This is a genomic window from Bacillus sp. B1-b2, assembly GCF_009183415.1.
Lineage (GTDB): Bacteria > Bacillota > Bacilli > Bacillales > Cytobacillaceae > Niallia.
Map to the genome: position 1 here is coordinate 134993 of NZ_WEHU01000001.1, position 25812 is coordinate 160804.

23 protein-coding genes are annotated in these 25812 nt (G+C 32.8%); 18 read left to right on the forward strand and 5 right to left on the reverse strand.

Annotated elements, in window-relative coordinates:
• The first annotated feature begins 99 nt into the window (after positions 1 to 99).
• Entirely contained in the window at positions 100 to 3663 is a 3564-nt protein-coding gene (locus tag F9279_RS00715) for a dynamin family protein (protein WP_152110717.1), read from the forward strand.
• A 164-nt stretch (positions 3664 to 3827) separates the two neighbouring features.
• Positions 3828 to 4700, forward strand: a complete 873-nt coding sequence (locus tag F9279_RS00720) for a 5'-3' exonuclease (RefSeq protein WP_413463182.1) — start codon at positions 3828 to 3830, stop codon at positions 4698 to 4700.
• A gap of 315 nt (positions 4701 to 5015) precedes the next feature.
• On the opposite strand, the gene sspL is transcribed toward F9279_RS00720, so the two are convergent.
• The gene (gene sspL, locus F9279_RS00725; RefSeq protein WP_193224374.1) at positions 5016 to 5162 is read right to left on the reverse strand and encodes a small, acid-soluble spore protein L; all 147 of its coding nucleotides are present in this window, start codon (positions 5160 to 5162) and stop codon (positions 5016 to 5018) included.
• Positions 5163 to 5269: 107 nt separating this feature from the next.
• Between sspL and F9279_RS00730 the strand changes: the two genes are divergently transcribed.
• Together F9279_RS00730 and F9279_RS00735 are read left to right on the forward strand one after the other, a co-directional pair.
• Positions 5270 to 5752 carry a divergent PAP2 family protein gene (locus F9279_RS00730; protein ID WP_152110720.1) on the forward strand — a complete coding sequence of 161 codons (483 nt, stop codon included), beginning with the start codon at positions 5270 to 5272 and terminating at the stop codon, positions 5750 to 5752.
• Between the two features lie 70 nt (positions 5753 to 5822).
• Entirely contained in the window at positions 5823 to 6092 is a 270-nt protein-coding gene (locus F9279_RS00735; RefSeq protein WP_152110721.1) for a DUF6123 family protein, read from the forward strand.
• 95 nt (positions 6093 to 6187) lie between these two features.
• On the opposite strand, the gene F9279_RS00740 is transcribed toward F9279_RS00735, so the two are convergent.
• Entirely contained in the window at positions 6188 to 6580 is a 393-nt protein-coding gene (locus tag F9279_RS00740; RefSeq protein ID WP_152110722.1) for a reverse transcriptase-like protein, read from the reverse strand.
• 143 nt (positions 6581 to 6723) lie between these two features.
• Here F9279_RS00740 and F9279_RS00745 point away from each other — a divergent pair, with 143 nt between their 5' ends.
• Together F9279_RS00745 and F9279_RS00750 are read left to right on the forward strand one after the other, a co-directional pair.
• Entirely contained in the window at positions 6724 to 7383 is a 660-nt protein-coding gene (locus tag F9279_RS00745) for a reverse transcriptase-like protein (RefSeq protein ID WP_152110723.1), read from the forward strand.
• A gap of 25 nt (positions 7384 to 7408) precedes the next feature.
• Positions 7409 to 7606, forward strand: a complete 198-nt coding sequence (locus F9279_RS00750) for a zinc-finger domain-containing protein (RefSeq protein WP_152110724.1) — start codon at positions 7409 to 7411, stop codon at positions 7604 to 7606.
• A gap of 69 nt (positions 7607 to 7675) precedes the next feature.
• On the opposite strand, the gene cspD is transcribed toward F9279_RS00750, so the two are convergent.
• Positions 7676 to 7876 (reverse strand): cold-shock protein CspD, encoded by a 201-nt coding sequence (cspD, locus tag F9279_RS00755; RefSeq protein ID WP_009791749.1) that lies wholly within the window; start codon positions 7874 to 7876, stop codon positions 7676 to 7678.
• Between the two features lie 594 nt (positions 7877 to 8470).
• On the opposite strand from cspD, the gene F9279_RS00760 reads away from it, so the two are divergent.
• The 5 genes from F9279_RS00760 to mntR all read left to right on the forward strand — a co-directional run bounded on the left by F9279_RS00760 (position 8471) and on the right by mntR (position 13295).
• On the forward strand, positions 8471 to 8755 hold the full coding sequence (locus tag F9279_RS00760; protein WP_152110725.1) for a hypothetical protein: 285 nt from the start codon (positions 8471 to 8473) through the stop codon (positions 8753 to 8755).
• Between the two features lie 303 nt (positions 8756 to 9058).
• Entirely contained in the window at positions 9059 to 9358 is a 300-nt protein-coding gene (locus tag F9279_RS00765) for a hypothetical protein (RefSeq protein ID WP_152110726.1), read from the forward strand.
• Between the two features lies 1 nt (position 9359).
• Complete coding sequence (locus F9279_RS00770) at positions 9360 to 10337, forward strand: aromatic acid exporter family protein (protein WP_152110727.1); 978 nt, start codon at positions 9360 to 9362, stop codon at positions 10335 to 10337.
• 175 nt (positions 10338 to 10512) lie between these two features.
• On the forward strand, positions 10513 to 12660 hold the full coding sequence (locus F9279_RS00775) for a type IA DNA topoisomerase (RefSeq protein ID WP_152110728.1): 2148 nt from the start codon (positions 10513 to 10515) through the stop codon (positions 12658 to 12660).
• A gap of 209 nt (positions 12661 to 12869) precedes the next feature.
• Entirely contained in the window at positions 12870 to 13295 is a 426-nt protein-coding gene (mntR, locus tag F9279_RS00780) for a transcriptional regulator MntR (protein WP_152110729.1), read from the forward strand.
• 107 nt (positions 13296 to 13402) lie between these two features.
• Here mntR and F9279_RS00785 read toward each other — a convergent pair whose 3' ends face one another.
• The gene (locus F9279_RS00785; RefSeq protein WP_152110730.1) at positions 13403 to 13615 is read right to left on the reverse strand and encodes a DUF3892 domain-containing protein; all 213 of its coding nucleotides are present in this window, start codon (positions 13613 to 13615) and stop codon (positions 13403 to 13405) included.
• A gap of 312 nt (positions 13616 to 13927) precedes the next feature.
• On the opposite strand from F9279_RS00785, the gene F9279_RS00790 reads away from it, so the two are divergent.
• The 4 genes from F9279_RS00790 (at position 13928) to metE (ending at position 21438) form a co-directional block, all read left to right on the forward strand.
• Positions 13928 to 15868, forward strand: a complete 1941-nt coding sequence (locus F9279_RS00790; RefSeq protein WP_152110731.1) for an NAD(P)/FAD-dependent oxidoreductase — start codon at positions 13928 to 13930, stop codon at positions 15866 to 15868.
• A gap of 86 nt (positions 15869 to 15954) precedes the next feature.
• On the forward strand, positions 15955 to 16659 hold the full coding sequence (locus F9279_RS00795; RefSeq protein ID WP_152110732.1) for an AIM24 family protein: 705 nt from the start codon (positions 15955 to 15957) through the stop codon (positions 16657 to 16659).
• Between the two features lie 581 nt (positions 16660 to 17240).
• A complete protein-coding gene (locus tag F9279_RS00800) occupies positions 17241 to 19091 on the forward strand; it encodes a bifunctional homocysteine S-methyltransferase/methylenetetrahydrofolate reductase (protein WP_152110733.1) in 1851 nt (616 codons plus the stop codon).
• 61 nt (positions 19092 to 19152) lie between these two features.
• The gene (gene metE / locus F9279_RS00805; RefSeq protein ID WP_152110734.1) at positions 19153 to 21438 is read left to right on the forward strand and encodes a 5-methyltetrahydropteroyltriglutamate--homocysteine S-methyltransferase; all 2286 of its coding nucleotides are present in this window, start codon (positions 19153 to 19155) and stop codon (positions 21436 to 21438) included.
• 388 nt (positions 21439 to 21826) lie between these two features.
• On the opposite strand, the gene metA is transcribed toward metE, so the two are convergent.
• Positions 21827 to 22735, reverse strand: a complete 909-nt coding sequence (metA, locus tag F9279_RS00810) for a homoserine O-acetyltransferase MetA (protein ID WP_152110735.1) — start codon at positions 22733 to 22735, stop codon at positions 21827 to 21829.
• A 292-nt stretch (positions 22736 to 23027) separates the two neighbouring features.
• Between metA and F9279_RS00815 the strand changes: the two genes are divergently transcribed.
• The 3 genes from F9279_RS00815 to F9279_RS00825 are packed head-to-tail and all read left to right on the forward strand — an operon-like array spanning position 23028 to position 25757.
• Positions 23028 to 24698 (forward strand): formate--tetrahydrofolate ligase, encoded by a 1671-nt coding sequence (locus F9279_RS00815; protein WP_152110736.1) that lies wholly within the window; start codon positions 23028 to 23030, stop codon positions 24696 to 24698.
• A gap of 32 nt (positions 24699 to 24730) precedes the next feature.
• Entirely contained in the window at positions 24731 to 25273 is a 543-nt protein-coding gene (locus tag F9279_RS00820; protein ID WP_152110737.1) for a hypothetical protein, read from the forward strand.
• Positions 25274 to 25280: 7 nt separating this feature from the next.
• Positions 25281 to 25757, forward strand: coding sequence for a glutathione peroxidase (locus tag F9279_RS00825; protein ID WP_152110738.1), 477 nt, complete (start codon positions 25281 to 25283; stop codon positions 25755 to 25757).
• Positions 25758 to 25812 lie beyond the last annotated feature (55 nt).

The window sequence follows — 25812 nt, forward strand, 5'->3', positions numbered from 1 at the left end:
ATATAAAACCCTTTCATTTTTCAGTTAATTATTCTTTATAGAAACTAAGAAAATAGTTAAAATAGTATTATCCCATAAAAAAGGAGATCAACCTCTAATATGTTATCTACAAATAAGTGGTCCAATTTCTATCATTATTACAAGAAGTATGAAGATTTACAATCAGCTAATAGACTTAAAGAGCTTTATGAAAAAGCAAGAAAAGATGAAATGATTTTTACCTTTACTGGACATTATTCTGCTGGAAAATCAAGTATGATCAATGCACTTTTAGAACAAATCATTATGCCGACAAGTCCTATTCCAACAACAGCTAATATCTTTAAGATTAAAAAAGGAAAAAACCAAATCAAAGTATCTTTCCCAAATAGAAAAGCAAGTGTTTTTTCCAACTGCAAGGATGTGGATGCGGTTATAAATGAATTACATAATACAGAAGATATAAGACAAATAGAAATCCAGCTGGAGGATATTCCATTAAGTGTTGATTCCATTTTAATGGATACACCTGGGATAGATAGTACAGATTCCGCACATGAACTTGCGACTGAATCAAGTATTCATTTAGCAGATTTTATTTTCTATGTAGTGGATTATAATCATGTTCAGTCAGAGGTTAATTTTCAATTTACTAAGGAATTAAGTGCTGCGGGAAAAAAGTTTATATTAGTTGTTAATCAAATGGATAAGCATAGAGAAGAGGAAATTACGCTATCTGCTTTCAAAGAAAGTGTTAATCATGCCTTCTCATCTTATGAAATCTTTCCAGAGGATATTATTTACACTAGCACAATGGTGGAAAGTCCATTTAACAAGGAAATGAATTCTATAAGAGCGTATATGGAAGATAAAAGAAAAAATAAAGAGAAAATCTATGTGCATACTCTAGCAGCTTCTTTTCAAAAAATTTATAAAGATCATCAACGTACTTTAACGAAAAGATTCGAAGGCAAGATAGCTAATGAAGATTCTGAATTACAGGAATTATCTCAGGACCAATATAATTCTTTAGAAGAGCGTCTACACATGTTAAATCAACGTCTTGAAATGTTAGATAAAGAGGAAAATCAATACATAAAGAACTTGGATGATGAGTGGAATACTATTATTAAGAATGCATACATTATGCCATATCAAATGCGTGAAGTAGCAAAAGCTTATTTAGAAGTCGAACAAAAAAATGTAAAAATAGGCATTTTTACTTCTAAACAAAAAGTAGTAAGAGAGAAAGAGAAAAGAACGGCGACGTTTATTGAGCACTTGAAAGAAATCGTTCGCCTTCAGTTAATATCTCCACTTATCCAATTCTTAGAGAAAAATGGGAACAAACAAGGAGCGGAATATTTTCAGCAATTGGATTCTATTGTTCAAGTACATACCTTGAAAGATTTAGTAAATAAGGATGCTCAATTTTCAGAAAACTATGTCCTCTTATACTGTGAATCAGTTGAAAATAAAATAAAGCAATCAATCAAAAGAGAAATGCAGCCTATATTTTCAGAATGGACAGAGAAAAGACAAAAGAATGCGGCTTTAGATAAAAAGGAGATAGAAAAGGAAAAAGAAGAGGTCTCACTCTATGTAGCTATTAAAATTAGAAGAGAACAGCTTCTGGACAAATTTTCTACTTGGAAAATTAATCTTGAAAAGTTGCATGAAACAGAAGCTCTGGATGAAGAACCATATGTTGAGGAGTTATTTGAAATAGAGGAAGAAATTAGCTATAAGTGTATAAGTAAAGCTGACAAAGAAAGGAGTAAAAATAAAGAGGAAGAGAAAAGGGAGTTAGAAGGTAGGAAACAGTTTATTGAACATAGTGGAAGTGTAGATAATATTATCGAAAAACTACAGTTCTTAAGCCAACAAATTACGCCTTTAAAAGGATTTGCCCAAGTGGCTGATCAACTTTCTAGCAAAGCTCAGGATATAAGGAATCGCTCTTATACCATTTGTTTATTTGGTGCATTTAGTGCAGGAAAATCTTCTTTTGCAAATGCTTTGTTAGAGTTTCCATTGTTGCCAGTATCACCAAATCCAACAACTGCTACCATTAATCGAATTCTCCCAGTAGATATAGATCATCCTAATAAAACTGTTGTTATTAATTGGAAATCGGAAGAAGAAATGCTTCATGAAATTAATGACTATCTTCAGTTGATAAAGAAAAAAGCCGTCACTTTAGAGGAAGCAATTCAAATTATTCAAACTAGTGAACAACAACCCATTGAAAAATATGCAAATGAATTTCGCTATTTACAAGCATTTTCAGCGGGTTATTCCATTAATGGGAAATCACTGGGAACAGAAAGGACAGTCTCTTTAGAAAAATTAGCAGATTATGTTTCAGTTGAGCAAACTTCCTGTTTCATTGCTTCTATCGATGTATATTATGATTGTTCTCTCACTAGAAAAGGGATCACTTTAATTGATACACCTGGAGGGGACTCCATTAATAGTAGACATACAGAATTAAGCTTTGAATTTATGAAAAAAGCAGATTGTATTTTCTACGTAAGCTACTATAATCATGCATTTGCAAAAGCGGACCAAGCATTTTTGCAACAATTGGGAAGACTAAAAGAAGCATTTGAAAAAGACAAAATCTTCTTTGTCATTAATGCTATTGATTTAGCGAAAAATGAGATGGAACAATCTGCAGTTATCCAGTATTTACGAGAACAATTACAAATCTATGGTATTCATAGCCCAAGGATATTACCTGTGTCAAGTCTCTACTATAACCATAGTATATATGGTAAATGGATGGATAAGACAAAAGAGGAATTATCTAATTTTATCGAACATGAATGGCTGGAATTCATGCTTCGCTCAGCCTCTAGAGATTATTCTGATACAGTGGAGTTATTACATAAGCTGCTTTCCTCTGTTCATACTAAAAAGCATGAAAGTAAGCAGGAATTAATCAGAATATATAAAGAGAAAAAAACAATCTTGGCATTACTTAATCAAAATCCGTTATCTGGTATAGAAGGAAAGCAAAAAAGAGAAGTAGAAGAACAACTCTATTATGTGAAACAAAGAATTTTTTTCCGGTTAACAGAAATTATAAAAGAAGCCTTTCATCCATCCATTTTAAGAGGGGAGAATAAGAAAAAGGAAATGTCTAATGCTATTACTTCTTTCCTTATTCAAGTAAACTATGAATTTGAACAAGAATTGCGCGTGGTTACCCTTCGACTTAATCAATTCTTACAAAAAATTGTTAATGAAGAGATGAATGAACTTGTGGAGATATTAGAAGAGGTCAATACTGAAATGAAACTGCATAGAGGGTATTCTTTCCAACAGGATCTTTCAATTAAATATCATGCACCATTTAAACAGCTTGATGAGCAAGTTTATAGGCTTGGAAATAAACATTTTAAAAATCCAAAAAACTTCTTTGAACAACAAGGTCGAAAAATATTAATAGAAGATCTAGAAAGGCTTATAGACGAACATTCTAAAGAATACATGAGAGAAATAAGCTTAAAAATGGAAGATATCTATCAATCATATGTGCAAGAAAATAAGGTTGCTATTCTTCAAAAGCTAAATAATCAAATAGAATACTATTATGAAGGGAAAATGGCTTTATTTACTGATGAAGAAAATATACTCATACTTGAAAATGTTATTTCTAATATAGAATCGTATAGATAGAAAGTTATGCTCTGGGGATTATTGTTATTTTATTAGGAAATAAATTATATAGAAATGGGTAAGTTGCAAAAGCTACCAACGAATAATGAGAAAAATTTTGCTATAATAGAGGGTGGATTATGGAAGGGGAGAAACAATTGAATCAAAAAGAACAAGCACATTTAATGTTAGTGGATGGAATGGCCCTATTATTTCGCGCTTTTTTTGCGACTGCAGTTACAGGGCAGTTTATGATTAACTCAAAAGGTCAACCTACAAATGCTATTCATGGCTTCGTAAAGCATTTTTTTACGGCAATAGATCACTTTAATCCAACACATGTTACAGTATGTTGGGATATGGGAAGTACTACTTTCCGTACAAGTATGTATGATCAATATAAAGCAAATCGTCAAGATGCACCATTAGAATTAATTCCGCAATTTGAGCTAGTAAAAGAAGTAGTAACAAGTTTTGGAATACCAAATATTGGGTTGTCAGGCTTTGAAGCAGATGATTGTATTGGTACAATTGCTAAAAAGATGAAAGAGCAAGCAAATGTAACCATATTAACAGGAGATCAAGATATTCTCCAATTATTAGATAATCATATCTCGGTTGCTATATTAAAAAAGGGATATGGTAATTATTTAGTTCATACTCCTACTAGTTTCTTAGAAGAAAAAGGAATTACAGCGAAACAAATGATCGACCTAAAAGCATTAATGGGTGATCCTAGCGATAATTATCCTGGAGTAAAAGGAATAGGAGAAAAAACAGCCCTAAAACTATTACAAGCACATCAAGACATAGAAGGTATCCTAGAGAATCTGTCCTTATTAACAAAAGGACAGCAAGCAAAAATAGCCACTGATCTCGAAATGTTACATTTATGTAGACAACTGGCAGAAATAAAATGCGATGTTCCACTTGAATATCTATTAGAAACAAGCCTATTCGAGATAGATGCAACAAAAGCAAAAGAAAAATTTGTAGAATTAGAATTCAAAAACTTTAACCATTACGTAGAGAAACAAGAAAAACTAAGCTTGATTTAGTTTTTACTAATAGAAAACTTGTGGGAAAAGTAATTTAGAAAGATCAAATAGAATTTTTTTCCAGATGATCTACGTTTCAGGGGAGAGACTCCTGTGGGATCTGCGAGACAGCTGAGACCCTACAGCGCATGTGTAGACCGCGGTTCAGCTCGAGCCCCACGGAAATCGAACCCCTGTAACGGAAATCATCCCCCTATTCAGCAGCGTGTTTAAATATACAACTTTATATTCTCCCTTTACTCCATAGAGGGTTTTCTCGACAGCCTGAGAGCCTAATATCCATTAGGCTCTTTTATCTGGACAGAAAAATAATTATTATTTAGTATTCTTCTTCTTAGCTGCATTCTCTAATTTGCTTTTAGGATCTGGCGTAATATCAGCATCTTGTCCATAGCCTTGTGGGTTAACCCCTCCAGCTGCTTTTCCTTTGTTAGTATGATGTTTAATGCTCACAGAAATCATCCCTTTCTAATGTATTCATATTGGTAAAAAATGAGTCAATGATAGTATGAGTAAAAAAGAATAAAATCATCCCAACAGAAAAACACTATTTCATAAGGAGTGATAAAATGAATAAAGGTGTTTATATTGCCCTAATTAGTATTGGATTGGCGCAATTTTTTAAGATTCCACTCCATTTTTTTAAAACAAAAAAATGGGATAACAGCTTATTTTTCCAAACAGGTGGCATGCCAAGCTCCCATTCTGCTGGAGTTTCATCTTTAACTACCTTTGTGGCATTAAAAAGAGGGCTACCAACAATCGACTTTGCACTATCGTTAATATTTGGATTAATCGTTATGTATGATGCTCAAGGAATTAGAAGACAAACAGGAGAATTAACATTAAAAGTAAATAATCTGGGGGACTTAGTTGATAAAATTAACAAAGATAAAAACATTCAATATACGGAAAAACCTAAAAAACTAAAGCAGATGTTAGGTCATCAGCCAGAAGAAGTATTCGGAGGAGCCATTCTAGGGATTATTATTGGATTAATCGGCCATCTATTAACAAAGCCAAAAAGCAAATACCATTCCTTTTTTAAATAAAAATGGTAGTAAATCTTCCAAAGTTAAAGTAACATTAAGGTAAAAGGGTAGAGGGGAATGTAGGGGAAACGTGAATAAACTAGAAGAATATCTCATCTTTCTAAAAAGTAAAGGATTTTTATTAGGTGAAGATGCGATTGGATTTATTTATTTCGGTAGAGCTTACACAAATGCCTCTGATGAAATAATAGTTACAGCAATTGAGTATACACTTAAGTTACAGCAAAGCTTTGATGGAAGTTTTTTTGTTTCCTTATTAGAGACCTTTGTTGAACATAAACTTACTTCAAGAAAAGAAGCGATAAAATTCATAAAAAAAAATACATTATTTCCGCTTTAACGTGGCTTTCCGGTAAAGCGGATTTTTATGTTTAAGTGCACTAAAAAAAGGATGGAGATATTTTTGTTTTAGGTTGGAAAGAATATTAATATATCTTACTTTTTTTGTTGTTGGATAGCTTGTCTTGCTAGATCATCAGCTGTTTTATTTTCACTGCTAGGAATCCATTTTATAAAAAATAAATCAAATTCCTGAATTAAATTTAAAGCTTCTTTCAATAAAGGTGCGAATTTTTTATTTTTAACAAATTCTTTTTCAACTGCACGATTAACCAATTCGGAATCTGTACGAAAGCTAACTGTGCGATAGCCTTTTGATGAACAGATTTCAAGTCCTTTAATAAATGCATGATATTCTGCTTCATGATTGCTCATTTCTTCTAATGGGATAGAGTATTTTTCAGCAGAACCATGGCCTTTTATAAATATACCTGCACCACTTAATCCAGGGTTTCCAGCACTTGCACCATCTATGTAAACTTCAATCATTTTATACCTCCAATAAATTCTGGTAGAATAATGTGATTACAATCTTTCTTCATGTATATATATAAAATACTATTAGGTAACCATAATATATCCATTACATTTTATATGTTCTAACAATCTTATGGCAAGAGGAGTTGTTTAAGATGAAGTATAAACTGGAATATAAGTATAAATTAAACAAAGCAAAAGAAAGTACTTATTTTACATCTGATTGGTTACAAGCTGATATAGCTATTTTGGTTGGCGATGATTTGGAAAAAAGAAATATAGGAACAGACATTAATTATTATGATGAAAAAGGTGTTAGTTGGAGCTTAAAAGAGCTTAAGAAACTGAATGAAGAAATAGAAGAAGAACCTCATGATTTTACGATTTATTTTGATGGAGGCTATCATAAAGAAACAAAAACTGCTGGAATAGGTGTTGTCCTTTTCTTTAATCAAGGAAAAAAGAAATATCGAATTCGAGCTAATGAATTATTTCATGATATAATTTCGAACAATGAAGCAGAGTATGCTGCTTTGTACCATGCATTAAACTTATTAGAAGAGTTAAATGTTCGCGGAATAACTTGTGAAGTAAAGGGAGATTCACAAGTGGTGCTAAAGCAATTAGAAGGCGAATGGCCCTGCTATGAAGAAGATTTGAATAGATGGTTAGATCGTATGGAAGAAAAAATTAAAGCATTGAAATTAAACATGGTTTATACAGCGATTGGAAGGAACGATAATAAAGAAGCTGATAAGCTTGCTACACAAGCTCTCGAAGGAAAAAGAATGTATAGTAAAATGCAACTAATATAGTTTGTATGGTAAGGGGGAGGTCGGTTTGGAAAGAAAAAAGCTAATTCATGAAGCAGATGAATTAATGAAGGACTACTGTAATGACTGTTTCTTATATAAACAAAATAAAGAAGATATTGGTAAAAGAAATGCACATCGTTTTTGCATTTCTCAGTGTACTGTGGGAATTAAGTTAAGAGAATATGGTGAACGATTAACTGGAACCTATAAAGAAAAGAAATAATGACAAAAAATAAAAGAGAATCTTTCTAGACGAAGCTAGAAAGATTCTCTGAACATTAGTAAGTATATATTATAGCTTTACAACATTAGCTGCTTGAGGTCCACGATTTCCTTCAACGATTTCGAAAGAAACTTCTTGACCTTCTTCTAATGACTTGAAGCCATCACCTTGAATAGCAGTGAAATGTACGAATACATCGTCTCCACCTTCTACTTCAATAAATCCAAAGCCTTTTTCGTTATTAAACCATTTTACTTTACCGTTTTGCATATTATATATCCTCCTAAACCTTTCAAGACACAGCTAACGTGCCTCTAAAATAAATATTCTCATAGAACAAAATAATAATAGAAAGTAATTATTCTGAATTTTGTTAAATGATGTCTATAATATACACGATAACCCCAATAGAGTCAAGGTTTCAACTCCGTTTTTCAAGAAAAAAATCATCACTTATAAACCGTTTTCATAGATTGATTGTATTTTAGAAAGCGCATTTATTACTTACATAAAAGATTGTATAACTTGGAGGGTATAATAATATCCTCAGCTTGTAGAAAAAGTAATTTAGAAAGATGAAATAGAATTTTTATCCAGATGATTGTAGTGGAAGGGGTAGACTCCTGTGGGATCAGCGCGAGCCCCACGGAAAGCGAACCCCTGTAACGGAAATCATCCCCTTATTCAGCAGTGTGTTTAAATATACAACTTTGTATTCTCCCTTACTCCATAGAGGGGTTTCTCGACAGCCTGAGGATATAATAATATCCTTCCAATAAGATATTTCATAAAAAGGTTCAAAGAAACATACTTATTAGATAGAAATGAACCGCTTTATAGTGACGAAAATAAGAGGGTGGCTAAATGTATCGATTTTCGATTGAAAGTGAAAATTGGATCTTACGCTTTACACCAAATGTTATGTTAGAGGATGGAAGTAAACAGGCAATTGTGAAAAGCATTCTACAATTAGGAAAAGAGCTATCAACCTTTAAACACGGTGAACCATTTGTTATCTTAGTAAAAAGTATTGGATTAATTGTATTTAATGTAGAAAAAATTCCATCACTTATATTAACCGTTTCTAATATTATTGAAAAAGAAAGATGGTATATACAAAAAGAAAATAAAATTACTAAATATTTCTAAGCTTATGACCAAAAGCTAGTCAAATTGTATGAAGGATAGTGAAGTGGGAAGTGGAGTTCACTTAATAAGCTAAAAAGAGAAGAATTATCAACTATTATTTCCTTTTTTAAGGAAAAGCAAGTAAATGAAAATATTTTGTGAAATGTACTAATGAAAAAATATAAAAAAGATCTCTATAAATCATTGAAAAATAGAAGAAAATGTGTTTTTATTAACATGATTATAAATTTAGCCGAGTAATATTAATTGAAGATCAAAGGATCGGTTAAAAATAAAACTATATAAAAGGGAAGATTTTTTAAAATGATCGAAACCATTGTAAAGCCCAGTCAAAGTCCGTATTATGAAATTTCCAGAGAAGATCAAGTGATTCTTAGTAGTTTTGAAGGAGTAATAGATGAGATCTTTGTTCCAGAGAAGTCTTATTTCTATGAATGGGAACCAATTATGACAATTAGAACAAAGCATGGAGAACTTATAGAATTTAGTGTTCCTTTTAGTGGTTCAGTTGTATCAATGTTGGTAAAACCTGGTGAAAGTATTTCTATTAATACGAGGTTGGTTTCTTTACAGGATGATTTATTAGTTACTGGTTGTGATTGATATGCAGCAGTATCTGCATAACATCAAAAAATATAAAATAGGTTATCGAACAGTGAAAACGGCTGTAGCAGTATGTATTGGTATTACTGCTGCACAGTTTTTTCGGTTAGATTTTTTTGTTTCTTCAGCCATTATTACCATTTTATGTGTACAAAATTCTAAGAAAAAATCAATTCATAGTGCCATATCACGTTTTGTCGCTTGTATGCTAGCGATTCCTTTTTCCTATCTTTTTTTTGAAGTGATAGGGTATAATCCTATCTCTATTGGATTGTTATTGCTATTATTTATTCCAACAACTGTGTTATTAAAGGTTAACGAAGGTGTCGTAACAAGCACAGTTATCATTCTGCATATCTATTCAACTAGTTCTTTAACATGGCCCGTAGTCTGGAATGAATTAGGCTTAATTGTAATTGGGATTGGAGCAGCACTTCTTGTAAATAGCTATATGCCAAGCTTAGATAAAGAAATGAAGCATCATCAAAAGAAAATTGAAGGATATTTTCAAGAATTATTAATGGATATGGTTTATATCCTTCGAACAGAAGAAATGAAAGAAGACTATGGTAGCAAATTAAAGAGAACAGCAAAAGAAGTTCAGTTTGCCAAAACACTAGCATTCAGAGATGTTGAAAACCATTTTATTCGAAAAGAAAATTATTATTATAAATATTTTACGATTAGAGAAAAGCAACTAGAGATTATTTCTAGATTGTTTGATGAAATGGTTCATGTGCATGGCTTAGATAATCAAAAGAAATTGGTGGCTGATTTTCTAGAGGAATTGTCTTTATGTGTTCACTCAGGAAACACTGCTATGTTGTTTTTGAATAAATTGCAAAATCTAGAGAATACAATCAAGCAAGAGTCATTACCTACTAATTGGAATGCCTTTGAAGAGCAAGCTCATATTTATTATGTTATAAAAGAGATAGAGCAGTACTTAAGAATTAAGAAATCGTTAAAAGTGGCATAACACTCCGACTTACGAAGGTGACTGAACGAAAAATGGACAGCCACCTTCGTTTTATTTTTCCTTCTAGACTTATATTCCCCTTACAAGTTTTCTATACATTTCAATAAATTCCTATTATAATGGTTATTTGAAAAAGAATAAGTAGAACAAAAAAATGAAAATATAGGTGATATAGATGAAATTGATATTAGCTGAAAAACCGTCTGTATCCAAAAATATTGCAGATGCATTGAAAATAAGAGAACGTCAAGATGGCTATTATGAAGGAAATGGTTATATTGTAACTTGGGCATTTGGTCATCTTCTTCAATTAAAAGACGCAAAAGAATATGATGAAAAGATGCAAAAATGGAAGATGGATAACTTTCCATTTATACCAGAAAAATTTCAATATAAAGTAAAAAGCGACCCGAAAAATAGAGATAAACCAGATAGAGGAGCTGAGAAACAATTAAAAATTATCCATCGTTTAATGAAGAGAAAAGACGTGGATACCATTATTTCTGCTTGTGATTTTGATCGTGAGGGACAACTTATAGGTGATAGTATTATCTATAATTTACGAACAGAGAAGGCTGTCTATCGTTTACTACTAAATGAATGGACACCTACAGAAGTGATTAATGGTCTAAAACATGTAAGACTTAATCAAGAATTGCGCCCACTGCAAGATGCAGGGGTTAGTAGACAATGGGCGGATTGGCTGATTGGAATTAATTTAACCTCAGTGGCAACACTCAAATACCAAAAAGGTAGTGGGAAAGCACTGAACATTGGGCGTGTTTTGCTGCCGACATTAAAAATAATATATGATAGAGACGAAGAAATTAAACATTTTGTTCCTGAAACGTACTATAAATTACAAGCAAGCTTTCTTACTCAAAATGGGGAAACTTATTCTGGAATGTATGTAGAGGAAAAGGAAGAAAAATTTAAAGATGAAGCTTATTTAAATGATCTAAAAGAAAAATTAGTTGGTCATACTGCAAAGATTACGGATAAAAAGGTTCAAAAAAAGAAAGAATATCCTCCTTTTCTTTTCAATCTTTCTAACCTACAAGGGTATATTACAAGTAAGTATAAAGGCTGGACAGCAGATAAGGTATTAAAGGTTGCTCAAAGTTTATATGAAAAAAAATATATTACCTATCCAAGGACCGCCAGTATTGCTTTAGAGGAGAGTTTAATCTCTAAGACGGAAAAAGTTGTTAATCTCTTGTCTTCTACTGTCCCATTTAAAGAAGAAATTAAATTTTTTTCCTCCAAAAGAGTGTTTGATAACAAGAAGGTAGAAAGTCATAGTGCTATTATACCTACATATGTTATTCCAAAGAAATTAACACAAGATGAAAAACAGGTGTATGATGCTATAAAAAATCGTCTACTGATGCAATTCATGCCCATCGCAGAATATGAAGAAACGAAACTAGAAACAATTATTCTTTTTGAAGGGGAAAATTACTTATTTACTACAAAGGGAAAAGTACAATTAATAGAGGGCTGGAAGAAAATAGAGAATGTTCAATCCAAAGATGTTTTGCTACCAGAAGTTTCCTTACATGAAGAAGTGTACAGTAAGCAATTAGAAGTAACATCTCATACTACTCAACCTCCAAAAGAGCATACTGAGAAAACATTATTACGACTTATGGAAACATGTGGGAAAAATATGGAGTTAGATAATGAAGAAGATGTTATATCCATTTTAAGTGGATTTAGTATCGGAACACCAGCAACCAGAGCAGAAACAATTAAGAAATTAAAAGATATTGGTTATATTGAAGCACAAAATAAGAACTTAGTTTGTACAGAACTAGGGAAAAAATTAGTGCAAACCTTTCCTATTAAGGACTTATTTAACTTAGAATTTACTGGTCGTTTAGAAAAGGCGCTTTTTGATATGGAAAAAGGAAACTTTACGAAGCAAGAATTTATGAATATCATCTTTGATTTTACAACAAAGTCTGTGCAGACCATTAAACAAGAGCAAGAGGTTATTATTCAAGAGGTTGTAAGAGAAAGAAAAACTACTGAAGTTTTAGGTAAGTGTCCCCTTTGTGGTCATGCGGTTGTAGAAGGCTTGAAGGGATTTGGCTGCAGTAACTGGAAAAACGGTTGTAACTATGTGATCTGGAAAAATGATAAATTTTTAGCTACGATGAAAAAGAAGCCTACCAAAACAATGGTAAAAGCATTATTGAAAAATGGAAAAGCTAGTGTAAAAGGTTTAGTTAGTAAGAAAGGTAATAAGTTTGATGCTATGTTAACTTATGAAAAAAATAAGGAAAATGATTATTTTAGTTGGAAAATGGAATTTAACTGATTATATGCTAAAATGAAAGAATAACTATTAAAAATAACAGTAAGCATATAATGAGCTAGATAAATGAAAAGTCTTGTTTCCTTATTTTTATTATAGTAAAATGCTTTATGGCAATTATTTCATTTTTTATCACAAAAGAATGAAAATCTATCATTTATCTACTCTTATGAGGAAAGAATAGAGAGAAAATCCGAAAAGGAGGGGTTGGATTGCCGACACCAAGTATGGAAGATTATATAGAACGTATTTACAACCTAATTGAAGATAAAGGATATGCACGTGTTTCAGATATTGCAGAAAGTTTATCTGTTCATCCCTCCTCAGTAACAAAAATGGTCCAAAAATTAGACAAAGATGAATACCTTGTTTATGAAAAATATAGAGGGTTAATCTTAACTCCGAAAGGAAAAAAAATCGGTAAGCGTCTAGTTTATCGCCATGAGCTTTTAGAGCAGCTATTAAGGCTAATTGGGGTAAAGGAAGAAAATATCTACAATGATGTAGAAGGAATAGAACATCATTTAAGCTGGGATTCTATAGACAGAATTGGAGATTTAGTTCAATTTTTTGAAGAGAACCCAGAACTTCCAAAGAAATTAAAATTAATTCAGCAAAAAAATGATACAGTAGATTAATGTAAATAGGGTTCTTTTCAAATGTTATACACTGAAATTGTATCATTTGAGTGCAGATCATTTGTAAAAAAACCCTCATCCTTCTTATTTTATTTCTTTAATGAAACTTAATTATAAATCGTGGGTAAGCTCTCGAAAGTATCAATGATAGCTAGTGAGATTCCTTCTTGATCAATATTTTCCTCCACTTGTACTCCTTCGATCATTCCTGTTTGAATCTCCATTATTGCTTTTCTATAAGAAATAACTCTTCCATTAGATGTTTTCAAACTAATAATATCTCCTGAAATATTTCTTTCAACAGCAACAATTTGTTCCATTTAAAAGTCTCCTTTTTATTATTCCTATATTTAATTATAAATTAGTATCTACCAAAAGAAGCTATATCATCCGTTTGAAAATATGCTGAAAATAGGTCGGAAATGTTTTAAAAAGACAGCATTGAATTTCTAAGAGTCTTAAAAGTCATTATAAACAAGCTTAGAATGCTGTTTAAGAAGATTGTGTGAAAAGCATTGTGATCATTTTGGTAAGTGTTATATTAGAATGGTGCGTAAATATGTGAATTTAATCACAAAATGAATGACTGGCAAATTAATTATAATTTCTGAAAGTATGGAGTGGATAGGAAGATGAAAAAATTCGAAGTGTTATTTACCCCTTTTATGATCGGTAATCTGAAAGTGAAAAACAGACTGGTAATGTCTCCGATGGGAACCAATTCTGCTGGACCAGATGGAAGAATTAGTATGGATGAAGTAGACTACTTTGAAGCTAGAGCACGTGGAGGAGTAGGTTTAATTATTACAGGAACACAATTTCTAACACAAGATCTTGCTCAGGGTGTATTAGAAGGTGTCGTCGAAAAAGATTATGTCATTCCTATGTTAACAGAATTAACAGAATCTGTTCAAAAATATGGAACAAAAATAATAGGTCAATTAAGCTGTGGTACTGGTAGAAATGCTTTATTAGATCGAGCTGGTAAACCACCAGTATCCGCATCTGCTATTCCAACTACAATGGATCCTACTTTACTTTGTCATCCATTAACAAAAGAAGAAATAAGTATCATTATGGATCAATTCTCTCATTCAGCTGGAATATTAAAAAGATCTGGATTTGATGGAATTGAAGTTCATGCACATGCAGGATATTTAATTGACCAATTTATGTCCCCACTTTGGAACAAAAGGGAGGATGAATATGGTGGTTCCATGGAAAATAGAATGAGATTCCCAGTAGAAATAGTGAAGGCTATTCGCAAAGCAGTTGGACCTAATATGCCGATTTTATTCCGAATCTCAGTAGATCATCGTTTTGAAGGTGGTAGAGGATTAGAAGAGAGTATGCAAATGTTAAAAATATTAGAGAAAGCAGGTGTAGATGCCCTTGATATTGATGCAGGGTCATATGAGACAATTGATTACATATTTCCACCTGCATACTTAGGAGACGCTTGCATGGAATATGTTTGTGAGCCTGCTAGAAAAGCAGTTTCTATTCCTATTATGAATGCTGGAAATCATACACCAGAAACAGCGGTTCAATTAATTGAATCTGGTCATGCCGATTTTGCTATGTTAGGAAGACCTTTGATTGCTGATCCAGATTTACCAAATAAATTACTATTAAATCAGAGAGAAGATATCCGTCCATGTATTCGGTGCAATGAAGATTGTATTGGTAGAATTATAGGGAGAAATACAAAGATAAGTTGTTCTGTTAATCCACAAGTTGGATTCGAACATCGTTTTGCTATACATAAAACAAATAATACAAAAAAATTAGTTATTGTAGGTGGTGGACCTTCAGGCATGGAAGCTGCTAGGGTAGCGGCTTTAAAAGGTCATTCAGTAACTCTTTTTGAAAAAGAAACCAATTTAGGGGGACAGCTAACAAGTGCTGCTACGCCTCCATTTAAAAGTAAATTAAGAGAATTAGTAGGTTGGTATGAAATCCAATTAGAGAAATTAGGTGTAGAATTAGTTCGCAATACAATTATAGAAAGTTACCATCCCATATTAAAAGAAGCAGATCATATAATCGTGGGTCCTGGTGCAGAAGCAATTGTACCACCTATACCTGGCATTAATAGAAAGAATGTCGTTGGAGCAATTGAATCTCATTTAGATAAAGACCTAATAAAAGGAAATCATATTATTATCACAGGTGGTGGCTTAACTGGTTGTGATCTTGCATTAGAACTGGCAATGGAAGGGAAAGATGTAAGTATTATTGAAATGGGTGACACATTAGCACCAGGTATTTTATATATCAATGCTGTATCCTTAAATAGAATGCTTGATGAGTTTGGTGTTAAACAGTTAACAAACCATAAAGTATTAGCATTTGAAGATAATGGAGTCATGGTAGAAACAAAAGAAGGAGAGCAACAACTTATCAAAGCAGATACTATTATAAATGCATTTGGAATGAAACCAAACACAAGAGTAGTAGACGAAATAAGTAGACTCTATCCATTAAAAACACGATGCATTGGCGACGGAGTTTCGATTGGTAAAGTAGGTCAAGCAGTGCGAACTGGTTTTTACGCAGCAATGTCTTTATAGAATTTTCGGAGTTTTTTAATATTTGATGTATTCATTTTCTTAAATATACTATATATAATATAGGGAAAAGGAAGGTGGAGTGCTAAATGGGAAGATATTCGCTAAGTGATTTCATTGAAAAGACGGAGCAGCAGGATAAAGGGGAAGGCCTTTTTGAACTCGAAACAGAAAGATTACTAGAAATTAATTTAGATAAAACAATATGGGCAAAAGCTGGAAGTATGGTTTCTTACAGAGGGAAGATAAAATTTACAAGAGAAGGTATCTTAGAACATGGAATAGGCAAAATGTTTAAGAAAGCATTTACTGGAGAAGGTACTTCCTTAATGAAAGCAGAAGGACAAGGAAAACTGTATCTTGCAGATCAAGGAAAGAAAATCTCTATTTTACAATTACAAGGTGAATCCCTATTTGTCAATGGTAATGATTTATTAGCATTTGAACCTTCTATTAATTGGGATATAAAATTAATGAAGAGAATTACTGGTATTCTTTCTGGAGGATTATTTAATGTGCATCTATCTGGAACAGGTATGATTGCGATAACTTCTCATTATGAGCCACTAACATTAAGAGTAACTTCATCTAACCCAGTATATACAGATCCTAATGCAACAGTAGCTTGGTCAGGAAATTTACAACCTGAGTTTGTAACAGATGTTACCTTAAAATCCTTCTTTGGTAGAAGTAGTGGAGAATCTATTCAAATGAAGTTTGCGGGAGAAGGATTTGTTATTATTCAACCGTTCGAAGAAGTATACTTCAGTAATAATGGTTCGAGTAACGGGTAATGTAATCATAAATGATTAGAATGTAGCCTATCTTTAACCTTGAAAAGTATCCCTACTGAAATACATATTAATTACAGAAGTAGATCTCTTTAATCTAAGTGCATTCAAGGGGATAAGAGGAATTGGAGAGCGTTAATCCGAATAGGACTAACGCTTTTTTTGTGTCTAGATACTGTCAAGTACTATTGTGAAAAAACTCTAGATAATAAAATAGTTACTAAGTTTCCCATAGAATTTAAGTAGAATAGTATCTTCACATTTTTAAACTTCACTTAGGGTATAGAAAAAAACTATATCATGTGATGAATATTAAGTGTTACACTTTACCAATTTTTCAATGATATACTTAACCTACAACGAGCAACTACCTAAATATAACAAAAATACCAAACAATGAATTTCATATTATCTCAGAATGTTAACAAGGAGGGTAAAGGGTTTGTTCTCTATGTATTCCTACGCTCACTGCTTTTAAACCACTATTTCTAAAGGGAGGGATTTATGGAAACTTTTAGAAGTATCTTCTTACGGAGATGACCGCTTATTGTTATAAAAATATGAATAATAAGGTGAAAAGGTATATGACATTATTAGAGGATTTGAAAACACGAATTTTGATTGGTGATGGCGCCATGGGAACTTTGCTATATTCATATGGGATTAATAGTAGCTTTGAAAAGATGAATATCTCTCATCCTGAAGAGGTTTTCCGTGTTCATCAATCTTATCTTTCAGCAGGTTCAACGGTTATTCAGACAAATACGTATGGTGCAAACTATATAAAACTTGCAAGATATGGTTTAGAAGATAGTGTGAAAAAAATTAATAGTGAAGCAGTTCGCATTGCTCGAAAAGCAGCGCAAAAAGATGCATATGTGGTGGGAACGATTGGTGGTATTCATGGATCTGGCATGGGTGTTGACATGAACGAAGAAATTAAACGTAGTTTCCGAGAACAATTATATTGTTTATTACTTGAAGGTGTTGACGGGCTTTTGTTAGAAACATATTACGATATAAATGAGCTTGAAACGGTTTTAAGAATTGCTAGAGAAGAGACAGACATTCCTATTATCACAAATGTGTCGATGCATGAACCTGGAGTATTAGAAAACGGGTTAGAGTTATCAGTCGTTTTAGAACGTTTAGAAAACCTTGGTGCAGATGTGGTGGGAGTGAATTGTAGATTAGGTCCGAACCATGTGTTGAAAGCGCTAGAGTCTGTCCCGATTCCTAAAAAAGCTTATTTGTCTGCATATCCTAATGCAAGCTTACCGGAATACAGAGAAGGCAGACTTCAATACAAATCAGAACCTGATTATTTTGAAAAATTTGCTCTTCATTTTCGAAATGAGGGTGTTCGGTTAATAGGGGGATGCTGTGGTACGACACCAGAACATATTAGAGCACTAGCGGAAGGAGTGAATGGATTAGTCCCGATAAAGGAAAAGATAGTAAAAAAACGGCCGAAATTAGTGATAACTGAAACAAAACAACAGAATGAACGAACATTATTTGAGAAAGTTAAAGGGCAGAAATCAATCATCGTTGAATTGGATACACCTAGAGATTTGAATACGAATAAATTCTTTGAGGGAGCAAAAGCATTGAAAGATGCTGGAATTGACGGGCTAACACTAGCGGATAATTCTCTTGCATCACCAAGGATATGTAATCTGACAATGGCAGCAGCTGTTAAAAGAGAAATTGGGTTGTCATCTATCGTTCATGTTACATGTAGAGACCGCAATTTGATTGGCTTGCAATCCCATTTAATGGGATTACATACATTAGGGATACGAGATTTATTGGCTATAACAGGCGATCCAACAAAAGTAGGAGATTTTCCTGGAGCTACATCCGTTTTTGATGTAACCTCTTTTGAACTAATTAAGTTAATTAAACAATTTAATGAAGGAATTTCTTTTTCTGGAAAGTCATTGAAGCAAAAAACAAACTTCCATGTAGCAACAGCTTTCAATCCTAATATTCGCAATATTCAGAAAGGTATTGAGCGTCTGGAGAAAAAAATAGAATATGGGGCAGATTATATTCTTACACAACCGATTTTTTGCAGAGAGAAGTTAATGGAGATAGCAAAAGCCATTCAGCATATTAACGCACCTATATATATTGGTATTATGCCGCTCACTTCAACAAGAAACGCAGAGTTTCTACACAATGAGGTTCCTGGTATCAAATTGACAGATGATGTTAGGAAAAGAATGGCAGCTACTGCGAATAATCCAGAACAAGCTGTACAGGAAGGATTATTGATTGCAAAGGAATTAATTAATACAGCAATAGAATTTTTTAATGGAATTTATTTAATTACGCCTTTTATGCGCTATGACTTAACAGTTGAATTAGCTAAATATGCACAAGAAAAAACAACTAAGATAGAAAAATTGGTAAGAGCAGATTTTTCCTAGAAAACGATATCTTTATCAGTGAGTGATTATTAATCAAAAATAATAGAAAGAAGGAATGAAAATGAAGAATCTACTAAGTTCAAATGTTGGATATCCAAGAATTGGGGAGAAACGTGAATGGAAAAAAGCATTGGAAAAGTTTTGGAGTGGAGAAATCACAGAAATAGAATTGTTAAAAGAAACAAAGAAAATACGTTTAGAGGGGTTAAGGAAACAACAGGAAATAGGAATAGATTTAATTCCAGTTGGTGATTTTTCTTTATATGATCATGTATTGGATACTTCTGTTATGTTTGGTATTGTACCAAAGCGATTTCAAAACAACGATGGCAATACATCTTTAGAAACCTATTTTTCCATTGCTCGTGGAACAAAGAATGCTGTAGCTTCAGAGATGACAAAATGGTTTAACACGAACTATCACTATATTGTTCCTGAATTAGACGATGCAAAGCCGTTTCTTGTAGAAAATCGTCCTCTAACTTTTTATAAAGAAGCAAAAGATGAACTCGGAATAGAAGGGAAACCAGTTTTGTTAGGAATCGCTACCTTCTTAAAGCTAGGAAAGGGTTATGAACAGGAAGAATTTGCTCTTTTAATTAAGAAATTTCTTCCAGTATATATTCAAGTATTGAAAGAATTACAAGAGGCTGGTGTTAATTGGGTTCAAGTGGATGAGCCAATTTTTGTAAAGGATTTATCTGAAGGGGACTATCAAGCAATTAGTCAGGCCTATGAGTTAATAGCTGCTGCTGTACCAGAAATAAAAATTATTATCCAAACATATTTTGAATCAATAAGTTCTTATGAGAATGTCATTCAATTACCTGTAGATGGAATAGGTATTGATTTTGTTCATGAAGATTCACTTAACATTCTGCGAAAATATGGGTTCCCTAAAAATAAGGTTCTTGCTGTTGGTGTTATTGATGGTCGAAATGTATGGCGTCAAGATTTGGAGAGTCAGCTCCGTTTATTAGAGACCATTCAGCAATTCGTTGATAATGATAGGTTAATTGTACAATCTTCCTGTTCCTTGCTCCATGTTCCTGTGACGAAAAAAACAGAAGAGACATTACATTCAATTATAAAAGATGTATTATCTTTTGCAGATGAAAAATTAGAGGAAATTGCAACCATTGTAAAGGGTCTCCGGAATGGTAAAGAAAGTATTGCTGATAAAATCCAAGAAAGTAAACAGGCCATTGAGGTTCTAAATCATTCTAAATACCGAAAAAAAACACAGAATCTAGTGAGTACAGAGGGCCTAAATCCTGACCGAACATTACCATTTGAAAAAAGAAACATTATTCAAAAAAATCTACTAGGACTTCCATTATTACCAACTACTACCATTGGAAGTTTGCCACAAACAACAGAAATAAGAAATAAAAGGTTGAAATGGAGGAAAGGAGAACTTTCTGATCAACAATATGAACAATACATTGAAAAGGAGATTGAGAAATGGATTAGCATTCAAGAGGAAATTGGAATGGATGTACTAGTTCATGGAGAATTTGAACGGACGGATATGGTCGAATACTTTGGAGAGAAGCTAAATGGCTTTTTAGTAACGAAATTTGGTTGGGTTCAATCATATGGCTCTCGTTGTGTAAAACCACCATTAATATTTGGGGAAGTTTCATTTGATAAACCAATGACAGTAAAGGAAAGTGTATACGCACAATCTCTAACAAGCAAACACGTTAAAGGAATGCTGACAGGTCCTGTTACCATATTAAATTGGTCATTTGTTAGGGATGATATACCAAGAGTTGAGGTATTAAATCAAATAGCTATTGCCTTACGAAAAGAAGTAGAAGAATTAGAGAGAAATGGAATAAAAATAATTCAAGTGGATGAACCAGCACTTCGAGAAGGGCTTCCACTTAAACAAGAAAAATGGGATGAATACTTAGATGCGGCAGTGCTTGCATTTAAACTTTCTACCTCATCTGTGGAAAATAGTACGCAAATCCATACCCATATGTGCTACTCCAGTTTCGGAGATATCTTCCATGCTATCAGTTGTTTAGATGCAGACGTTATTTCTATTGAAACATCAAGAAGTCATGGTGAACTTATTTCTACTTTCGAAGAATATACGTATAACAAGGAAATTGGACTGGGTGTTTATGATATTCATAGTCCACGCATTCCTAGTAAAAAGGAAATAACAGATAATATTAATCGAGCATTAAAAATAATCCCTGCTAATCAGTTCTGGATCAATCCAGATTGCGGATTAAAGACGAGACAAGAAACAGAAACAATTGCTGCTTTAAAACGAATGGTTGAAGTCGCGACGGAAGTTAGAGAGTTTCAACTTAAAGTATTAAATACATAATCTTTCTATTGTCATAGAGTAGAAGTTCTATGCCCTCATGTGAAAGGTTACTATAGTAGACACCGTTAGCAAGATTGCTAAAAATGCATAAGAAATTGGGTGGTCATAGAATTACCCAGAACAAAAGGAAAAAAAGCTAATAACACCTGTTTTTATCAGAAAATAATTCATTCATTTGAAGAGGCTTACTATTCGCTAAAAGGAAATGGCTTTGATAAGCGAATAGTAAGCCTCAAAAAAACTAATTAAATGGTGTGGTTTGCTATAATGCCCTTTCATTCAAGGCAAAGTATACACATGAATGGACACAGAGAAAACTTGATTGGGTCATGAAGTCATTCTATTCATTCCTTAGAATAGCCTCAAGAATTTTTATTTCTTTCCTCCTTCATTTCCATTCAAATGGAGTTTCTTGATATACATAATAATTTAACCAGTTAGAAAATAATAAATGGGCATGTGATCGCCAATTATTTAATGGTAAATTACTTGGATCGTTATTAGGAAAATAATCAAGTGGAAGATGAACTTTCAATCCTTTTTCACTATCTCGTTTATATTCCTCGCCTAGTGTAGTGGAATCATATTCCAAATGTCCTGTTACCATGATTTGACGACCATTATTTCCTGAAATAATTAATGCACCTGCATCCTCAGAAGCAGCAAGAATCTCTAAATTAGGATGATTGTTAATTTCTTCTAATTCTACATTAGTATGTCTAGAATGTGGTGCTAAAAAGGTATCATCAAAACCTCTCATTAATTTATCAGAGGCATTTAGAACATAATGCTTAAAGATTCCATGGCATTTCTGATATAGCTCATGTTTATCAATTTGATAATGATGATATAAAGCCGCCTGAGCACCCCAGCAAATATGTAAAGTAGATGTAACATTAGATTTGGACCACTCCATAATCTCCTTCAGTTCGTTCCAATAGTCCACCTCTTCGAAAGCAAATAATTCAACAGGTGCTCCTGTAATAATTAAACCATCATACTTATTTTTCTTAACTTGTTCAAAATTAGTGTAGAACTGCTCCAAATGAAAAGGACTAGTATTTTTTGATTCGTAGGTCGCGGTTCTCAGGAAAGAAATATTCACTTGTAATGGCGTATTTCCTAATAATCGTAGTATTTGTACTTCTGTTTTTTGTTTTTCTGGCATGAGGTTAAGTATAAGGATATTTAAGGGGCGAATATCTTGTGATTTAGCTCTTCCTTCGTCCATAATAAAAATATTTTCTTCTTCTAAAATTTCTCTCGCTGGAAGTAGATGAGGAATCTTAATAGGCATAAAAATAAATCTCCTCCTGATCAAATGGCATAATGAACGCCATTTTAATTATGTTGTATGTAGACTTGTCAAAAAAACTTACAATAATACAGTTATTATAAAGTTGATTTAGCCTTGTCGCAATTATAATGTTTAGAATAATGAAAAGATAATGATTTTTTAGCAGTATTTCAAAATTTATGCCTAGATTGAGTGACTTTTTAAAAGTGATACTTGTATTCCTTTGTATCAATAATAGTGTACAATAGATGGGGAAATTCATCATAAATAGAGATAATAAGGAGGTTATCACATGAAATCTGACATTCAAATAGCGCAAGAAGCACAAATGAAACCTATTATACATATAGCAAATAAATTAAATTTAACAGAAGATGATATAGAATTATACGGAAAATATAAAGCTAAGATTAGTAATGATAAGCTAAAGGAATTAAAGAAAAATAAGTCTGGAAAATTAATTCTTGTGACTGCCATTAATCCAACTCCCGCTGGAGAAGGAAAATCAACAGTAACAGTAGGTTTAGGTGATGCACTTAATAAATTGAACAAAAAAGCAATCATTGCAATGCGAGAACCATCTTTAGGGCCAACTATGGGTATTAAGGGAGGAGCATGTGGTGGTGGACATGCTCAAATACTACCGATGGAGGATATAAATCTTCACTTTACTGGAGACTTACATGCTATTACTACTGCTAATAATGCACTTGCTGCTTTAATTGATAACCATATACAGCAAGGAAATGAATGTCAAATAGATTCCAGAAGAATTGTCTGGAAAAGGGCAGTTGATTTAAATGACAGAGCATTAAGAAATGTCATTATTGGATTAGGTGGACCAATTCAAGGTGTTCCTCGAGAAGATGGTTTTGATATTACAGTTGCGTCAGAAATTATGGCAGTATTATGCCTTGCATCAGATCTTACAGATTTAAAGAGACGCTTAGCTAAAATGGTAATTGCTTACGACATACATAAAGAACCATTAACAGTATCTGATCTTAAAGTAGAAGGTGCGTTAACTTTATTACTAAAAGATGCGATTAAACCAAATTTGGTACAAACAATAGAACATACACCTGCTATTATTCACGGTGGACCTTTTGCAAATATTGCTCATGGATGTAATAGTGTTATTGCAACAACTGCAGCTACTAAGCTTGCTGATTATGTAGTAACAGAAGCTGGCTTTGGAGCTGATTTAGGAGCAGAGAAATTTTTAAATATTAAATCTAGGAATGAAGATATTAATCCAGAGATAGTAGTAATTGTCGCAACCATTCGAGCATTAAAGATGCATGGTGGAGTTTCCAAAACAAACTTAGCAGAAGAAAATATCGATGCATTAAAAACGGGATTTGCTAACCTTAAGAAGCATATTGAAAACATTAAACATTTTGGTCTGCCTTTTGTAATAGCCACCAATAAATTTGTTACGGATACAGAAGAAGAAGTAGCAGCTTTACACGCGCTTTGTGAAGAAGAGAATTTGCCTGTAGCATTAACAGAAGTTTGGGAAAAGGGTGGAGAAGGTGGTATAGAATTAGCAGAAAAAGTCTTGCAAATTCTAGAAGAAAAAGATAGCGAATTTCGTCCTTTATATGAATTAACAGATACTATAGAAGATAAAATTCAGACAATCGCAAGGAAGATTTATGGTGCAGACTCCGTTGAATTTTCAACAAAAGCTAAAAAACAAATGAGCGATTTTAATCATTTTGGTTGGGGTAATTTACCTATATGCATGGCTAAAACACAATACTCTTTATCAGATGATCCATCTCTTCTTGGTAGACCAAAAGGATTTTGTATTACTATACGGGAGTTTAAGCCATCTATCGGAGCAGGATTTATAGTTGCATTAACAAATGATGTGATGACAATGCCTGGACTTCCAAAAAAACCTGCTGCATTGAACATGGATGTTGATGATCAGGGAAAAGCAGTTGGTTTATTTTAAAGAATTCGGTAAAAAAGGGGAAATTACGTACGATGTTTGATCCAACTGCATTTGAGAATATGAGAATGGTTTTAGAGGGACAAATTTATGACAAGGATTTAGAGGGTGACTTAAATATACTAGATCGAAATGATCTTTTTAATAGCTCTAAATTAGCAAGAGAATATACCATTTCTATGTCATTAAAGGACCAAAAAAATGCTAAATTAACACTGATTTTAACAGCTGATGTAAAAAATCTTGCTTCTGAACTTTTAGAACTACCAAATAGCAATTCAGCAATGGGTGCAACCATTAAAATACAATTAAATTTGCGTCATATTAATAAGCAAGAAATATATATAAGCATAAATAGATTGTTAAAAGAATTATGGGGAGATGGGGTGAAAATAGTACAAGAAGTTCGCTCTAATCCCCTTCAATCTGATAAAATTATAAGAAATCATATTGTTATTGATTTTAATCGAGTTGTCAATGAAGATCAGCTAGAGGATTTATTGACAATGGTAGATTATATGGAAGACACGTTGAGACAGCTTTCAACAATGGATTCATTATTACATATAGAAGGGTGAGTTAAGTATGAGTGTTTACGATTTTGAAGTCCAAACAATGAACAATGAAAAGCAACCTTTGAGAAATTTTGAAGGAAAGGTTTTATTAATTGTCAATACTGCCAGTAAATGTGGATTTACTCCCCAATTTAAAGAGCTACAAGCTTTATATCAAGAGTACGAAGATAAAGGCTTTACTGTATTAGGATTTCCGAGTAATCAATTTATGAACCAAGATCCTGGATCTAATGAAGAAATCCAATCCTTTTGTGAAATTAATTTTGGAATAACTTTTCCTATGTTTGCAAAAATAGATGTGAATGGAAAAGATGCAGATCCACTGTATCAATATTTAACTAGCGAAGCACCAGGAGCCTTAGGGATGAAGGCAATTAAATGGAATTTCACTAAATTTTTAATTGACAGAGAAGGTAATGTAGTAGAAAGATATGCTCCTAATACCAATCCTTTAGAGATTAAAGAAGATTTAGAGAAATTACTATAAACCTTTCATCTAATAAGGTTGAATACCAGCACACTCTTTATAGACACTTTTTACG

Bases quoted from the DNA above. Each gene is read 5' to 3' on its own strand.
- F9279_RS00715 (WP_152110717.1), top strand. From the start codon at position 100: ATGTTATCTACAAATAAGTGGTCCAATTTCTATCATTATTACAAGAAG.
- F9279_RS00720 (WP_413463182.1), top strand. From the start codon at position 3,828: ATGTTAGTGGATGGAATGGCCCTATTATTTCGCGCTTTTTTTGCGACT.
- sspL (WP_193224374.1), bottom strand. From the start codon at position 5,162: ATGATTTCTGTGAGCATTAAACATCATACTAACAAAGGAAAAGCAGCT.
- F9279_RS00730 (WP_152110720.1), top strand. From the start codon at position 5,270: ATGAATAAAGGTGTTTATATTGCCCTAATTAGTATTGGATTGGCGCAA.
- F9279_RS00740 (WP_152110722.1), bottom strand. From the start codon at position 6,580: ATGATTGAAGTTTACATAGATGGTGCAAGTGCTGGAAACCCTGGATTA.
- F9279_RS00745 (WP_152110723.1), top strand. From the start codon at position 6,724: ATGAAGTATAAACTGGAATATAAGTATAAATTAAACAAAGCAAAAGAA.
- cspD (WP_009791749.1), bottom strand. From the start codon at position 7,876: ATGCAAAACGGTAAAGTAAAATGGTTTAATAACGAAAAAGGCTTTGGA.
- F9279_RS00760 (WP_152110725.1), top strand. From the start codon at position 8,471: ATGTATCGATTTTCGATTGAAAGTGAAAATTGGATCTTACGCTTTACA.
- F9279_RS00765 (WP_152110726.1), top strand. From the start codon at position 9,059: ATGATCGAAACCATTGTAAAGCCCAGTCAAAGTCCGTATTATGAAATT.
- F9279_RS00770 (WP_152110727.1), top strand. From the start codon at position 9,360: ATGCAGCAGTATCTGCATAACATCAAAAAATATAAAATAGGTTATCGA.
- F9279_RS00775 (WP_152110728.1), top strand. From the start codon at position 10,513: ATGAAATTGATATTAGCTGAAAAACCGTCTGTATCCAAAAATATTGCA.
- F9279_RS00785 (WP_152110730.1), bottom strand. From the start codon at position 13,615: ATGGAACAAATTGTTGCTGTTGAAAGAAATATTTCAGGAGATATTATT.
- F9279_RS00790 (WP_152110731.1), top strand. From the start codon at position 13,928: ATGAAAAAATTCGAAGTGTTATTTACCCCTTTTATGATCGGTAATCTG.
- F9279_RS00795 (WP_152110732.1), top strand. From the start codon at position 15,955: ATGGGAAGATATTCGCTAAGTGATTTCATTGAAAAGACGGAGCAGCAG.
- F9279_RS00800 (WP_152110733.1), top strand. From the start codon at position 17,241: ATGACATTATTAGAGGATTTGAAAACACGAATTTTGATTGGTGATGGC.
- metE (WP_152110734.1), top strand. From the start codon at position 19,153: ATGAAGAATCTACTAAGTTCAAATGTTGGATATCCAAGAATTGGGGAG.
- metA (WP_152110735.1), bottom strand. From the start codon at position 22,735: ATGCCTATTAAGATTCCTCATCTACTTCCAGCGAGAGAAATTTTAGAA.
- F9279_RS00815 (WP_152110736.1), top strand. From the start codon at position 23,028: ATGAAATCTGACATTCAAATAGCGCAAGAAGCACAAATGAAACCTATT.
- F9279_RS00820 (WP_152110737.1), top strand. From the start codon at position 24,731: ATGTTTGATCCAACTGCATTTGAGAATATGAGAATGGTTTTAGAGGGA.
- F9279_RS00825 (WP_152110738.1), top strand. From the start codon at position 25,281: ATGAGTGTTTACGATTTTGAAGTCCAAACAATGAACAATGAAAAGCAA.